General features: G+C 60.6%; 15 protein-coding genes. 2 read left to right on the forward strand and 13 right to left on the reverse strand.

All coding sequences use genetic code 11. The annotated features are described in order from the left end of the window. Positions 1-20 precede the first annotated feature (20 nt). Positions 21-1,166 (forward strand): alpha-hydroxy acid oxidase, encoded by a 1,146-nt coding sequence (locus FGF54_RS19660; RefSeq protein WP_003519654.1) that lies wholly within the window; start codon positions 21-23, stop codon positions 1,164-1,166. A gap of 40 nt (positions 1,167-1,206) precedes the next feature. Here FGF54_RS19660 and FGF54_RS19665 read toward each other — a convergent pair whose 3' ends face one another. Beyond that, complete coding sequence (locus tag FGF54_RS19665) at positions 1,207-1,551, reverse strand: hypothetical protein (protein ID WP_059757900.1); 345 nt, start codon at positions 1,549-1,551, stop codon at positions 1,207-1,209. 235 nt (positions 1,552-1,786) lie between these two features. On the opposite strand from FGF54_RS19665, the gene FGF54_RS19670 reads away from it, so the two are divergent. Next, complete coding sequence (locus tag FGF54_RS19670; protein ID WP_210247440.1) at positions 1,787-2,728, forward strand: bifunctional helix-turn-helix transcriptional regulator/GNAT family N-acetyltransferase; 942 nt, start codon at positions 1,787-1,789, stop codon at positions 2,726-2,728. A gap of 73 nt (positions 2,729-2,801) precedes the next feature. Here FGF54_RS19670 and FGF54_RS19675 read toward each other — a convergent pair whose 3' ends face one another. The 12 genes from FGF54_RS19675 to FGF54_RS19730 all read right to left on the reverse strand — a co-directional run bounded on the left by FGF54_RS19675 (position 2,802) and on the right by FGF54_RS19730 (position 13,418). Then, positions 2,802-3,833, reverse strand: coding sequence for an L-idonate 5-dehydrogenase (locus FGF54_RS19675; RefSeq protein ID WP_142780845.1), 1,032 nt, complete (start codon positions 3,831-3,833; stop codon positions 2,802-2,804). Between the two features lie 67 nt (positions 3,834-3,900). Continuing rightward, positions 3,901-4,575: a 4-carboxy-4-hydroxy-2-oxoadipate aldolase/oxaloacetate decarboxylase gene (locus FGF54_RS19680; RefSeq protein ID WP_003519667.1), complete on the reverse strand. Its 675-nt coding sequence runs from the start codon at positions 4,573-4,575 to the stop codon at positions 3,901-3,903. 89 nt (positions 4,576-4,664) lie between these two features. Next, on the reverse strand, positions 4,665-5,501 hold the full coding sequence (locus FGF54_RS19685; RefSeq protein ID WP_035225049.1) for an ABC transporter substrate-binding protein: 837 nt from the start codon (positions 5,499-5,501) through the stop codon (positions 4,665-4,667). A gap of 33 nt (positions 5,502-5,534) precedes the next feature. Further along, entirely contained in the window at positions 5,535-6,302 is a 768-nt protein-coding gene (locus FGF54_RS19690; protein ID WP_142780846.1) for an amino acid ABC transporter ATP-binding protein, read from the reverse strand. Then, the gene (locus FGF54_RS19695) at positions 6,299-7,060 is read right to left on the reverse strand and encodes an amino acid ABC transporter permease (protein WP_035225052.1); all 762 of its coding nucleotides are present in this window, start codon (positions 7,058-7,060) and stop codon (positions 6,299-6,301) included. The genes FGF54_RS19690 and FGF54_RS19695 overlap by 4 nt, the downstream gene beginning before the upstream one ends. Next, positions 7,057-7,764, reverse strand: coding sequence for an amino acid ABC transporter permease (locus tag FGF54_RS19700; protein ID WP_003519671.1), 708 nt, complete (start codon positions 7,762-7,764; stop codon positions 7,057-7,059). The genes FGF54_RS19695 and FGF54_RS19700 overlap by 4 nt, the downstream gene beginning before the upstream one ends. Then, entirely contained in the window at positions 7,761-8,561 is an 801-nt protein-coding gene (locus FGF54_RS19705; protein ID WP_065656616.1) for an SDR family oxidoreductase, read from the reverse strand. Before FGF54_RS19705 ends, FGF54_RS19700 begins: the two co-directional genes overlap by 4 nt. Positions 8,562-8,730: 169 nt before the next feature. Continuing rightward, complete coding sequence (locus FGF54_RS19710) at positions 8,731-9,666, reverse strand: 2-hydroxyacid dehydrogenase (protein WP_142780847.1); 936 nt, start codon at positions 9,664-9,666, stop codon at positions 8,731-8,733. Between the two features lie 9 nt (positions 9,667-9,675). Further along, a complete protein-coding gene (locus FGF54_RS19715) occupies positions 9,676-10,431 on the reverse strand; it encodes an SDR family oxidoreductase (protein WP_142780848.1) in 756 nt (251 codons plus the stop codon). Then, on the reverse strand, positions 10,428-11,414 hold the full coding sequence (gene denD / locus FGF54_RS19720; protein ID WP_142780849.1) for a D-erythronate dehydrogenase: 987 nt from the start codon (positions 11,412-11,414) through the stop codon (positions 10,428-10,430). The genes FGF54_RS19715 and denD overlap by 4 nt, the downstream gene beginning before the upstream one ends. A 43-nt stretch (positions 11,415-11,457) precedes the next feature. Beyond that, positions 11,458-12,969, reverse strand: a complete 1,512-nt coding sequence (locus FGF54_RS19725) for a tripartite tricarboxylate transporter permease (RefSeq protein ID WP_142780850.1) — start codon at positions 12,967-12,969, stop codon at positions 11,458-11,460. After that, entirely contained in the window at positions 12,966-13,418 is a 453-nt protein-coding gene (locus FGF54_RS19730) for a tripartite tricarboxylate transporter TctB family protein (protein ID WP_142780851.1), read from the reverse strand. Before FGF54_RS19730 ends, FGF54_RS19725 begins: the two co-directional genes overlap by 4 nt. Between the last annotated feature and the right edge of the window lie 11 nt (positions 13,419-13,429).

Here is a 13,429-nt window from a genome sequence, read left to right on the forward strand (position 1 = left end):
CCGGACCGGTCGAGTAAAAGATGCAACTCAAAGACTGCTATAATTTCCACGATTTTCGCCGCATGGCCAAACAGCGTCTGCCCGGACCGATCTTCAATTATATAGACGGCGCCGCCGATGACGAGGTGACGTATCGGCGAAACACGGCCGCCTTCGAAAAATGCGATCTCGTTCCCGATGTGCTGCGTGGCGTGGCCGATGTGGATATGTCGGTCACCGTCATGGGGCAGAAGCTGTCCATGCCGGTGTATTGTTCGCCGACGGCGCTGCAACGCCTCTTCCACCATCAGGGGGAACGGGCGGTTGCGGCAGCGGCGGGGAAATACGGTACGATGTTCGGCGTCTCCTCGCTCGGCACCACGAGCCTTGAAGAAGCGCGTCGGATCAGCGGCGGCCCACAGGTCTATCAGTTCTATTTCCACAAGGACCGCGGCCTCAACCGCGATATGATGGCGCGCGCCAAGAGCGCCGGTGTCGAGACGATGATGCTGACGGTGGACAGTATTACGGGCGGCAACCGCGAGCGCGACAAACGCACCGGCTTTGCCATTCCGTTCAAGCTCAATCTTTCCGGCATCGCGCAATTCGCCATCAAGCCGGCCTGGGGCATCAATTACCTGACGCATGAGCGCTTCAGCCTGCCGCAGCTCGACGACCATATTAAAATGGACGGCGGCGCTCTTTCCATCAGCCGCTATTTCACCGACATGCTCGACCCTTCGATGAACTGGGACGATGTGGCGCAGATGGTACGCGAATGGGGCGGGCCGTTCTGCCTTAAAGGCATCATGTCGGTGGATGACGCCAGACGCGCCGTGGAAATCGGCTGCAGCGGCATCGTGCTTTCCAATCACGGCGGGCGCCAGCTGGATGGCTCCCGCAGCGCCTTCGATCAACTGGCCGAGATCGTCGATGCGGTTGGCGACCGGATCGATGTGATGATGGATGGCGGCGTGCAGCGCGGCACCCATGTTCTGAAAGCACTGTCCCTCGGTGCAAAAGCCGTGGGGCTCGGCCGGTATTACCTTTTCCCCCTTGCCGCCGCCGGGCAGCCGGGCGTGGAACGGGCGCTCGAGCTGATGCGTATCGAAATCGAGCGCGGCATGAAGCTGATGGGCTGCACCTCCGTCGATCAGCTTACACGCCGAAACCTTCGGTTCCGTTGAGCCGACAGGACGGTTACAGAAGGACTTGAGCGGAGCGCGGTCACAATCGACTACTGAAACCGCATGCCATTTCAGCAGCGTTTCGTCGCTGCTCCTGAAGCGCCATGCCGATATTCCAGACGAGCGCCAAGCAAACAAGCCCGCAAAAACAGGCTGAAATCAGCGAGCGATGGCGTTTGGCTCCGGAGAGAAACATCCAGCCGATAATTGCATAGGCCGCAAGCGCCGGCACGGCGGCAATCAGAACGGATATGGGGCCATCGCAATCGACGGCCTCGACGCCGATGGCGCGATATTCATTCGGGGTTGCCACCAGACCGAGGACGGCCACGGGAAACATGGCCGCTAAAACCGCGTAACGGAAAAATCGGGGCGTGTCGGGCATGCCTGCTCCATAGCCGGATAATCAACTGCCGCAAACGGCGCAGGTAAAGTCCCGCCGCGCGATCTGAGCGAATATCCATCTTGCCGATAATATCGGTTTAGCCGCCATTGTCGGCGACCGGAAGAGCAGATTGCCCGCTTTTGCTGAGAAAGCCAGCCTTTTACGTCGGGGGCGATCTTGGCAAGTCAGGCTGAATATGATTATGGTTGCACGATGCAACCATAATGGATTGAACGTGCCCCAACAGCCCTTCCCCATAAACGATATCCGTTCCACCTCCCGCCGGCTCGTCCGCGAACTCGGCTTCATGGGGGGAGACTTTGCCGGCACCGATCTGCCGCCCTCCGCCGTGCATGCCCTGATCGAGATTGAGGCGCGCCCCGACATCACGGCGCGGGATCTGGGAAAACTTCTGCGGCTTGAAAAATCGAGTGTCAGCCGCATGCTACGCAAGCTCGTCCTGTCGGGCGATGTTCGCGAAGAAACGGATGAAGGGGACAGCCGCATCAAGCGGCTGCGTCTGACGGGTCAGGGACAAGAACAGGTGGGCGCCATTCATGGCTTCGCGAACCGGCAGGTCTCCGACGCCCTGACGCAGCTTACGTCAGCGGATGCCCACACGATCCTCCAGGGGCTTCGTCTTTACGCCGATGCGCTGGGAGACAGGACCGATGCCGTTGCTCCCTCCATAGAGATCCTGGAGGGATATAGGCCCGGCATCATTGCCCGGATCACGCAGATGCATGCGCTCTATTACGCCCGGACATCCGGCTTCGGCCAGCGTTTCGAATCCGTCGTGGCCGAAGGCCTCGCGGCTTTTTGCAACCGGCTCGAAAGCCCGAAGAATGCGATCTGGGTCGCAATGCGCGGACAGGAGATCATCGGCTCCGTCGCTATCGATGGCGAAGATCTCGGCGCGGATATTGCGCATCTGCGCTGGTTCATCGTTGATGACGGCGTGCGCGGTGGCGGTGTCGGACGCAGACTGCTGGAAACCGCACTGGCCTTCGTCGATGAAAAAGGCTTTGCCGAAACCCATCTCTGGACATTCAACGGCCTCTTGGCCGCACGGCACCTTTACGAAGCCCATGGCTTCAAATGCGTCGAGGAACATCCGGGCAGCCAGTGGGGAAGCCAGGTTCTGGAACAGCGCTTTGTCCGGCCAAGGCCCGAATGATCTTTCAACCACATATAAACGGCCGCAATCGGAATCGTCCTGCGGCCGTTTCGAAATCAGGTGCCGGCACCCGTTAAAAGGCGAGTTGAACCTTCATCGACCTGCTTCGGTCGCCGGCGGCTTCGAATGCCGCAACCGCCTCTTCTAGCGGAAAGGTTCCGGTCAAAAGGGGCTTCAGGTCGACACGGCGCTGATTGATGAAATCGACGGCAAGTCCGAATTCCTCATGGAACCGGAAGGTACCCTTCATCTCGATTTCCTTGGCAACCACCATATTCTGCGGAATGGACACATCGCCGCCAAGACCGAGCTGAACCACCGTGGAACGCGGTTTCAGCGCTTCAAGACCAGAACGGACGGCTCTTTCATTGCCGGACGCCTCGAATTGCACATCGAAATAACCCTTGTTTGCCGAATAGGAGGAGAGCGCATCCGGGTCATCGGCGACATTGATGACACGGTCGGCGCCGATGGCGAGCGCCTTTTGCAGAACCGCATCCATGACATCAGTCGCGACGATTTCCCGGGCGCCATGGGCGCGGGCGGCGATGATCGCCAACGCACCGATCGGCCCACAGCCGGTGACCAGAACGCGTTTGTCGGTCAATGCGCCGGCACGGTTGACGCCATGCAGCGTTACCGCGAAGGGTTCGGCCATGGCCGCTTCATGAATGGAGATGCCATCCCGCACCTTGTGGCACTGATACGCCTCGGCGACGAGACGCTGACGAAACGCGCCCTGAATATGCGGCATGGGCATGGCGGAGCCATAAAAGCGCATGTTCAGGCACTGGTTCTGCTGGCCCTTCAGGCAGAATTCGCAATGGTTGCAGGGCCGGCTGGGCGATACGGCAACGCGGTCGCCAACGGCGAGACCGGAGACACCCTCTCCCAAAGCCTTGATGGTGCCGGCCACCTCATGGCCGAGAATCATCGGCTCCCGCACCCGCACGGTGCCGAAGCCGCCATGATTGTAATAATGCAGGTCGGAGCCGCAGATGCCACCCGCTTCGATGGCGACCTCGACCTGCCCCGGACCGGGCTGCTCGGTCTCCCGTTCCTCGATCCGCAGATCCTTCGCCGCGTGGATGACAACCGCTTTCATAGTCTCTCCTCCCATAAGGCTCACACGGCGGCAGTCGCCGCCGTTGCCCATTGTCCCCGGACTTGTCTCAGATATCGACCACGAGGCCCTTGGCTTTCAGAACCGGCTCCAGCTTGCTGACCTCGATCACCGACTTGCCCTGCTTGTAGGCTTCGATGTAGCCGGCCTCGGCATCTTCGCGGGCCTGCGAAAGCTTGGCCGCTTCCTGCGCTTCCTCGCGCCTGACGACGACGAGACCGTCGGCATCACCAACGATGATATCGCCCGGATTGATGATCTCGCCGCCGACGATCACCTGATCGTTGACCGCGGCAATGGTCTCCTTGACCGTGCCCTTGATGCAGACGCTGAGCGAGAAGACCGGGAAGCCGAGGTCCCGCAGTTGCAGCGTGTCGCGCACGCCGGTATCCGTCACCAGGCCGCCGATGCCTTTTGCGAGGCAGGCATTGGCGAGAACGTCGCCGAAGGAACCGGCTTCTTCATATTCGCCGGCGGAAACGACGATGATGTCACCCGGCTTGGCATAGTTGATGGCAAGCTGCAGCATGATGTTGTCGCGCGGCGCGCATTTGACCGTGAAGGCCGGGCCGCAGAGCTTCATGCGATAATCGACCGGCTTCAGCCGCGAGGACAATGCGCCGCGGCGTCCCTGCGCCTCATGGATCGTGGCGGGAGAGAATTTGGCAAGGGCGTCGACATCCGCCTTGGCCGGACGCTGCGCGATATCTTTAATGTGGATCATGAAAACCTCCCACGTTGAAGCTGTCGGCGAGAGCGTCTCGCCGACCGATAGTGTTGAAGAGTTGGAAATTGCCGAGGCTGAGCCGAAGCTCAGGGGATCGGGTCGAACTTCAGTTCGGACAGAGGCACGACCTTGTCGGTGCGTGTCATCTTGTATTCGGTGTTCGGGCCAAGCCACTTGTCCCAGATGCGGTTGATTTCGCCATCCGCATCGAGCTTGCGCAGGATTTCGTTAATCTTCGCGGTCAGCGCCGGGTTGTCCTTGGCCATGCCGATGCCGATGGGCTGGAAGAGCATCGGCTCTTCGATCATGCGCATCGGCTTGCCCTTGGTCTTGGATTCGTTGACGAACTTGGTCATCGTCATGGTGTTGCCGACAATGCCGCGCGCCTTGCCCTGCTGCACGGCGAGATAGGCGGATGCCGTATCCTGGAATGTCAGCGGCTCGGACTTGTTGAGCTTGACGGAGAGTTCCGATGTCGAGCCCTTGCTGGACGCGATGCGCTGACCGACGAAATCGGACTTCTTGGTGCCGGGGTCATCAACGGGAACGATCAGCATTTCCTTAGCCAGATAATATGGATCGCTGAACTGGATCTGTTCGGCGCGGCTCTGGGTGTAAGCGAGGTTGGCAACTGAGAGATCGACGCGGCCGAGCTTGACTTCGGGAACGCGCGCTTCGACCGACACCGGCTTGATCTCGGCCTTGACGCCCAGTTCCTTGGCGATGGCGCCGCACAGATCGACGTCGAAGCCGGCCATTTCGCGCGTCTTCGGATCCGGCGAGGCAAAAGGCGGCACGTCTGCGAATGTCGCACAACGCAGCGTCTTGTTCGCAATGATCGTATCGAGTTGGTCCGCCTTGGCCGGAATGACCGCAGCCGAGGTCGCCAATATGGCGGTAAGAGTAATGCACTTCCAGTTCATTTCAGTTCTCCCTGTTATTATAGAGGTTGGGTCCTAGTGTCTAAGATCGGCAAGAAACCGCTGGGCACGCGGATGTTGCGGATTTTTGAAAAACTCGTCCGGTTTTGCCGTTTCGAGTATGCGCCCGGCATCGATGAACCAGATGCGGTCGGCCACTTCGCGGGCAAAACCCATTTCATGGGTGACGCAGAGCATGGTCATGCCTTCAGCGGCGAGACTTTTCATGACGGCGAGCACCTCACCGACCATTTCGGGGTCAAGGGCGGAGGTCGGCTCGTCGAACAGCATGACGGGCGGCTCCATGGCAAGCGCTCGCGCAATCGCCACGCGCTGCTGCTGGCCGCCGGAAAGCTGGGCCGGATAAGAATTGGCCTTGTCGGCAAGGCCGACGCGATCCAGAAGTTTCAGCGCCTTGTCATGCGCAACCGCCGGGGAAACACCCTTCACGCGGATCGGCGACATCGAGACATTCTCCACCACCGAAAGATGCGGGAAAAGGTTGAAGCTCTGGAAGACGAAACCCACCCGGCTGCGCAGCGCGTTCAGTTCCCTGGCGCGCATCTGGGCATGGATGTTCTTGCCATCCAGCATGATCGAACCACTGCTGATCTCTTCCAGCCGGTTGATCGTGCGGATGAGGGTGGACTTGCCGGAACCCGACGGCCCACAGATGACCACGACTTCGCCACGGGTGACGTTTTCGTTGACATCCTTGAGCACCTGATAATCGCCATAGCTTTTGCAGACCTGCGAAAGCGTGATGGTATAGGCGTCCTGAGTGGCGGAAACTGGCGCGGTCATAGCTGCTCCGTAGCGATATTGGCGGGGGCCGGTGCCGTGTCTGCGGCAAGCTTGCCGCGCGGGCCGGCCCGGCGGCGGGCGATACGCCGCTCGAGAAGATTGGCGACATGGGTGAGCGACCAGCAGATGATGTAATAAACCAGCGCCAGAATGAGGAAGACCTGGAAGGGCTGGGTCAGGAGCTGGTTGTTCACCTGGTTTGCCGCAAAGGTCAGGTCCGGCACATTGATGACGTAACCGAGCGTCGTATCCTTGATGGTGGATACGAAAGTCGAGATCAGGCTCGGGATCATGTTGTAGAGCGCCTGCGGCAGGATGACATAGCGCATCGCGCCGAAATAACCGTGGCCGAGCGCCCGTGCCGCATCCATCTGCCCCGTGCCCAGCGATACGATGCCGGCACGGACGACTTCGCTCATGAAAGCGCCCTGATAGATGACGAGCGTGGTGAGCATGGTGACGAAGCTCGGCACATCGGCGCCGGTCCAGAGCGGAACGAGAAAATAGCTCCAGAGAATGAGCATCAGCAGCGGCACGCCACGGGTGAAATAGACCACCGCGGTCACCGGCCAGCGCAGGGCTCGCCATTTCGACAGCCGCGCCAGCGCCATCAGAATGCTGACGGGAAAGGCGAGCGCAATACTGAGCGCCGACAGGATGAGCGTGTTGGCAAGGCCGCCGAGCGGACCGTTGGGATATTGGCCGATCAGGAGCAGCAGCCAGTAATCCTGGATGATTGCGATCATGTCGTGGATCATGCCCGCGCCCTCCGCAGAGGATCGGCACGCATGGAGATATAGGCTCCAAGACCCATGATCAGCAGCGAGAAGAACAGATAAAGCACGGTGGCGACCAGATAGACCTCAAACGTCCGGAAACTCAGATTTTCGACTTCCTTGACCGCATGGGTCAGTTCCGGTGCGCCGATCAGAACGCCGAGACTGCTGTTCTTGAACAGCGAGGTGCTGTGGTTGATGAGCGGCGGCAGCGCGTTGCGAACGCCCTGCGGCATGATGACGAACCGCATGGCCGAGACATAGCTATGCCCGAGTGCACGTGCGGCCTCCATCTGGCCGGGATTGATGGAGCGAACGCCCGAACGCAGATCCTCGCTGAAATAGGCCGCCTGACAAAGACCGAGGCCGATAATGGCGAAGATCGCTTCCGCATTATGGCTGGAAAGCCAGCTGGCCAGCCCGCTCGGCAGCAGCGTGAAGACGCCGAAATACCAGAGCATCAGCTGCACCAGCGTCGGCACGTTGCGGTGATAGGACACATAGGCCGCCACCAGCGGATCGCCGAAGCGGAAGGGCGAGAGGCGGATGGCGAGAAGCACGATGGCGAGCGACATGGCGAGCAGCCACGAGCCGGCATAGATGATGAACGTCATCTGGATGCCATGCAAAAGCATCGAGACGTAGTCCGCATTGTTCAAAATTGCGCCGAGGTCAAAACCGCTCACGCGACTTTTCCTCCGGCTCCGCCCGCCGCGACCTTTTCAGCCGGCCGATTTTCAACCGTTTGGGGCTTGGCCGTCTGCAGCCCGCCCATGACCTGAAGCGTCGGGGTGATTTCCATGTGGCCGATATTCATGGCCACGGGTGCGGCGATGGCAAAGGCAATCGCATCGGCGATATCGGATGCCTGCGGCAATTCGAAACCATCGATGAAACGTTCGCGAATGCTCGGATCATCGCCATGCACATGGTTGAAAATATCGGTCGCGACGCGGCCGGGGCAGATTTCCGTCACCCGCACGCGTTTGCCGAAAGCATCGATGCGCAGCTGGTTGGACAGCATCGCCACGCCGGCCTTGCTGGCATGATAGGTGGAATTGCCGCCGAAATTATAATTGCCGGCAATGGAGGAGATGTTGATGACGTGGCCGCGATCGCGCGCCACCATGCCCGGCACCACCATGCGGCACAGATGCAGCACGGCGCGCAGGTTGACGTCGATCAGGAGATCGATATCGCTCTCATCCGCTTCCAGAAACTTCTTCGGGCGGTCAACGCCGGCATTGTTAACGAGGACATCGAACGCAACTTCGCTCGTCAGCTTTGCAAGCGCCGGCCGGTTCGTCACATCGATGGCATGTGCGAAGCAGCCCGTGCGCTTCGCCAGCTTGTTGAGAGCGTCCGCGCTTCTGGCAACCGCATGCACTTCCAGCCCTTCGCGGCAAAGGCGCTCGACGACGGCAGCGCCAATTCCGGAAGATGCGCCGGTTACGAGTGCGGTCTTGTAGTCTGAGAATGGCATGTTTGTCCCCTATCGTTGAGCAAACATTAGTGAAGCTTTCATCGCTTGCCTAAGACCGATTTTTTTTGGAGTAATAAGCAACTTGTATGGATGGCGATTGCACCACTTTAAGCGATGCGGCAATCCGGCCGGCAGGGCATATGTTCCCCGTGCCGGCCACAGGTACATTCTAGACCACCGCCGTCGGCAGGTCCTGTCCTGCGAAATGCGCATCCAGATTGGCGAGAACCAGAGCGCCCATCTGAAGCCGCGTCTCATGGGTCGCAGCGCCGATATGCGGAGCGAGAACGACATTGCGCATGCCGATCAAGGCCTCGGGAACATGCGGCTCGTTCTCGAAAACATCGAGCGCCGCACCCTTCAGCCCGCCTACCAGAAGAATATCAACCAGCGCCTTTTCATCCACCAGCGATCCTCTGGCGACGTTGACGAGCACGCCGTCCGGCCCCAGCGCCGCCAGCACCTCGCGGTTGATCACGTGTGTGGTCTCCGGCGTCGCCGCCGCCGCGACGATCAGGACATCGCAGGCGCTTGCGAGCGACACTGCCGTTGAATGATAGCCATAGGCCACGTCCTGTTTCCGCCGGCTGAAATAGGAAATCTCCGCATCGAAGGCTTCCAGCCGCGCCGCGATGGCGCGGCCTATACGGCCAAGCCCGTAAATCCCGTAACGCCGCCGCGAGGCCTTGTTGCCAAGCGGCATCTCGGCTTTTTTCCACTCCCCCGAGCGGACATGGTGATCCGCGCTGACAAGCTGGCGCAGCAGCATGATGGAAAGGCCGATGGCGAGATCGGCGACATCCTCGGTCAGCACGTCCGGTGTGTTCGTCACCCTGAAGCCACGCGCGCGGGCCTGATCGAGATCGACCTTGTCGAAACCGACGCCGTTGATGGCGACGATTTCGAGAGCGGGCAGGCAGGCGGCGAGATCGGAGGCGAGGCCGATATGGCCACCGGTGACGACAGCCTTTATCGAAGCCGCCTCCGCCTGCAGAAACGCCTGTTTGTCGGATATTTCGTGCCAGCGATGGACCCGGAAGCGCTTTTGCAGTTCGGCTTCTATCTGTGGCTGAAGCGGGTAGGTTTGCAGAAGATCGGGCTTCATGCGCGCTCCTTAGCCGCGACCGACGAAAGGCATGCCGCTCGCCATCACCGTCATGGTCAGCACATTCGCTTCCAGCGGCAGCGAGGCCATATGCACCACGGCTTTGGCAACGATGCTGGCATCGATGGTGGGTTCGATGGCGGTGCTGCCATCCGCCTGCAGCACACCGGTTGCCATGGCGCGCGTCATTTCCGTGCTGGCATTGCCGATATCGATCTGCCCGCAGGCAATGTTGAACGCTCGGCCATCCAGCGCGGCCGACTTGGTAAGGCCGGTGATCGCGTGTTTGGTCGCGGTATAGGGCGCTGAACGCGGCCGCGGCGTGGTGGCCGAAATCGAGCCGTTATTGATGATGCGCCCGCCCTGCGGCGATTGCGCCTTCATCTGGCGAAATGCCGCCTGGGTGCAGAGGAAGGCGCCCGTGAGATTGGCCCCGACCACCGCGTTCCAGGTTTCGAACGGCACATCTTCGATATGGACAGCCGGCGCCGACACGCCGGCATTGTTGACCAGAAGGTCGAGACGGCCGAAACGTCCGGTGGCCTCCGCAAACAGCCGTTCGACATCGGCCGGAACGGAAATATCGGCCGCGACGGCCAGAACACGGTCTCGATGTTCGCGCCATTCGCCGATGGCGGCGTCCAGAACCTCACGCCGCCGCCCGGTGATAGCAACGCTGTAACCATCTTCAAGAAGCGCTTTGGCAATCGCCTTGCCGACTCCTGTTCCTCCGCCCGTAACGAGCGCGATCTTTCCATCACTCATGCTGCTTTCCCCTCCAGTTCATCTTCCACATGCGCCTGAATGATTTCGGCAAAGGACGTTTCCGCCCGGAAGCCGAGCGACAGAGCCAGTTGCGGATCGTAATCCTCGGCCCAGCCATCGACGATCCGGATGATCCGCTCGTCGGGAACGCGCTTGATAAGCGCCACAGCCTTTTCCCCGGCAAAGGCGCGCAGGGCCTCGATTTCATCGGCCACCGTGGCAGAAAGTCCCGGCATGATGAGATTGCGGCGAACGCCAAGCCCGGAGAGATCAACACTCGCGGCGCGCAACAGGAAGGCGACGGCCGAGCGCGGGCTGGCGAACCAGTGGCGTACGGTATCGGCGACGGGTAGCACCGCCTCCTGGCCCACCAGCGGTTCGCGCAGGATATTGGAGAAGAAGCCGGAGGCGGCCGCATTCGGCTTGCCGGGGCGGATGCAGATGGTGGGCAGGCGGATGCTGACGCCATCGAAGAAACCGCGACGGCTATAATCCGCAAGCAACAGCTCCACGATCGCCTTCTGCGTGCCGTAGCTGGTCAACGGCGCCGGCAGGAACTCGTCGCCGATCACCTTGGGGAATGGCGATCCGAAAACCGCGAGCGACGAGCAAAAGACCACACGCGGCCGGTATCCATCCTTCTGATGCTCCAGACGAATAGCCTCGAACAGCGAACGCCCGCCATCGAGATTGATGCGATAACCTTTCTCAAAATCGGCCTCCGCCTCGCCCGAAACCACAGCGGCGAGGTTGAAGATCACATCCGGTCGCTTGGCGATCAGCTTTTCGGCGACGCCGGCATTCGAAAGATCGCTGCGCTCGACGGTCACTGCGCCGCCGAAGCCTTTCGGCGCGGCCGGCTCGAAAACATCCGTCAGCGTCATTTCGGTGATCTTCACACCGCCAAGCGCTCCGTCAGAAGCGAGACGTTGCGTCAATTTGCGGCCGATCATTCCGGCCGCGCCGATTATCAGAATATGCATTGTTTCACCTTTGTTTGGCCGATCGCGCCGGCTCGATTGATCGTCAGTCGTCGTCACCCTGAAACACCACCTCGCGACGGCGCATGATCGCCGGCATCGCCATCATGATAACGACCATGCCGGACAAGGCGAGCAGGGTGGCGCTGATCGGATGGGTGACGAATGTCGAAAATTTGCCCTGCGAAATCAGCAGCCCGAGACGCATGTTCTGCTCCAGAAGCGGACCGAGAACGAAGCCCAGCACCAGCGGTGCCGGCTCGCAGCCGATCTTGCGCAGGAAGAAGCCGACAATGCCGAAGACCGCGCAGAACAGAACGTCGACGACGCTGTAGGACAGGCCATAGGCCCCGATGGCGCAGAACATCAGAATGGCGGGGCACAAGAAGCGATAGGGAATGCCAAGAAGACGGACCCAGATGCCGATCAGCGGCAGGTTCAGCACCAGGAGCAAAAGATTGCCCACCCACATGCTGGCGATCAGCCCCCAGAAGAGATCGGGCCGCGACTGCATGACTTCCGGTCCCGGTGTAACGCCCTGTATCATCATCGCCCCGACCATCAGCGCCATCAGGCCGTTGGCGGGAATACCGAGCGTCAGAAGCGGGATGAAGGAGGTCTGCGCGCCGGCATTGTTGGCGCTTTCCGGCCCCACCAGCCCTTCGATTGCGCCCTTGCCGAAACGGGATGGATCCTTGGCGATCTTGCGCTCCAGCGCGTAGCTCGCGAAAGAACTCATAATCGCACCGCCGCCGGGCAGCACGCCGAGGAAAGAGCCGAGCGCCGTGCCGCGCAGCACGGCCGGAAAGGCCTGTTTGAAATCCTGCCGGGTCGGCATCAGCGATCCGGTCTTTACCGCTCCCGCATCGCGCTCCACGCCCTGCTGCAGATTGAAGAGGATTTCGCTGACGCCGAGAAGCCCGATGGCGAGAACGACGAAATCGATACCGTCGAACAGTTCCGCCATGCCAAATGTGAAGCGCTGCTCACCCGATGTCGGATCGATGCCGACGAGGCTGAGCGCGATACCGAAGGCGACCATGCCGACCGCCTTGACCGGCGATCCGCTGGACAGGAACACGGCAAATAGCAGCCCGAAGATCACCAGACTGAAATAATCGGCCGGGCCGAAAGCGAGCACAATGGCCGAAAGCGGCTTTGCGACAACGACGATCAGAACGGTCGCCACCGTGCCGGCAAAAAACGACCCGAGCGCCGCCGTGGCCAGCGCCACACCCGCCCTGCCCTGCCGGGCCATGGCATATCCATCGATGCAGGTGACGACGGATGAGGATTCACCCGGCAGATTGACGAGGATCGCCGTGGTCGAGCCGCCATACTGCGCGCCATAAAAAATGCCTGCGAGCATGATCAGCGCCGCCGTATCCGGCATCGTATAAGTGATGGGCAGAAGCAGCGCGACGGTGGCGGAAGGGCCGATGCCCGGCAGGATACCGATCATCGTGCCGAGCGTGACGCCAAGCAGGCAATAGAAAAGATTGACGGGTGTGACGGCCACGCCAAAACCGAGAACGATATTGGAAAGAAGATCGGTCATGGCAGCAGCGGTATCCTCTGTCCGAGGCCGACAACGAAAATGAGGATGCAGGCGAAGATGAGCACGGCGGAAAGCAGCAGAACCTCAACCGGCCGAATCCTGCCATAAGCGATGCAGGCGAGCACGATGAGCACGAAGGCAGCGGCGATAAAGCCCAATGGCTCGATCAGCAGCGCAAAACCGGCAATGCCGGCGACCGCCAGAAACGGACGCATTTTCGGCGCCACCCAGGCTTCGGACGGTGTCTTTCCCAGCAGATCCTGCAAGAGCAGCGCGATACCCAGTGTAAACATCAAGGCTGCGATGACCGTCGGCATATAGCCGGGCCCGGGCTGGAAATTGGTGCCCATGCTCAGCGGCCGCGCACCATAATAAAGCCCGGCGGCGGCCACCAGAAAGAAAGCCCCGGACAGAATATTCGCCGTTAGTTTCGAGCCGTTTTCGGCCATGATTATCTCCC

The organism is Agrobacterium sp. T29, from assembly GCF_006970545.1.
In the GTDB taxonomy this organism is placed as follows: Bacteria; Pseudomonadota; Alphaproteobacteria; order Rhizobiales; family Rhizobiaceae; genus Agrobacterium; species Agrobacterium leguminum.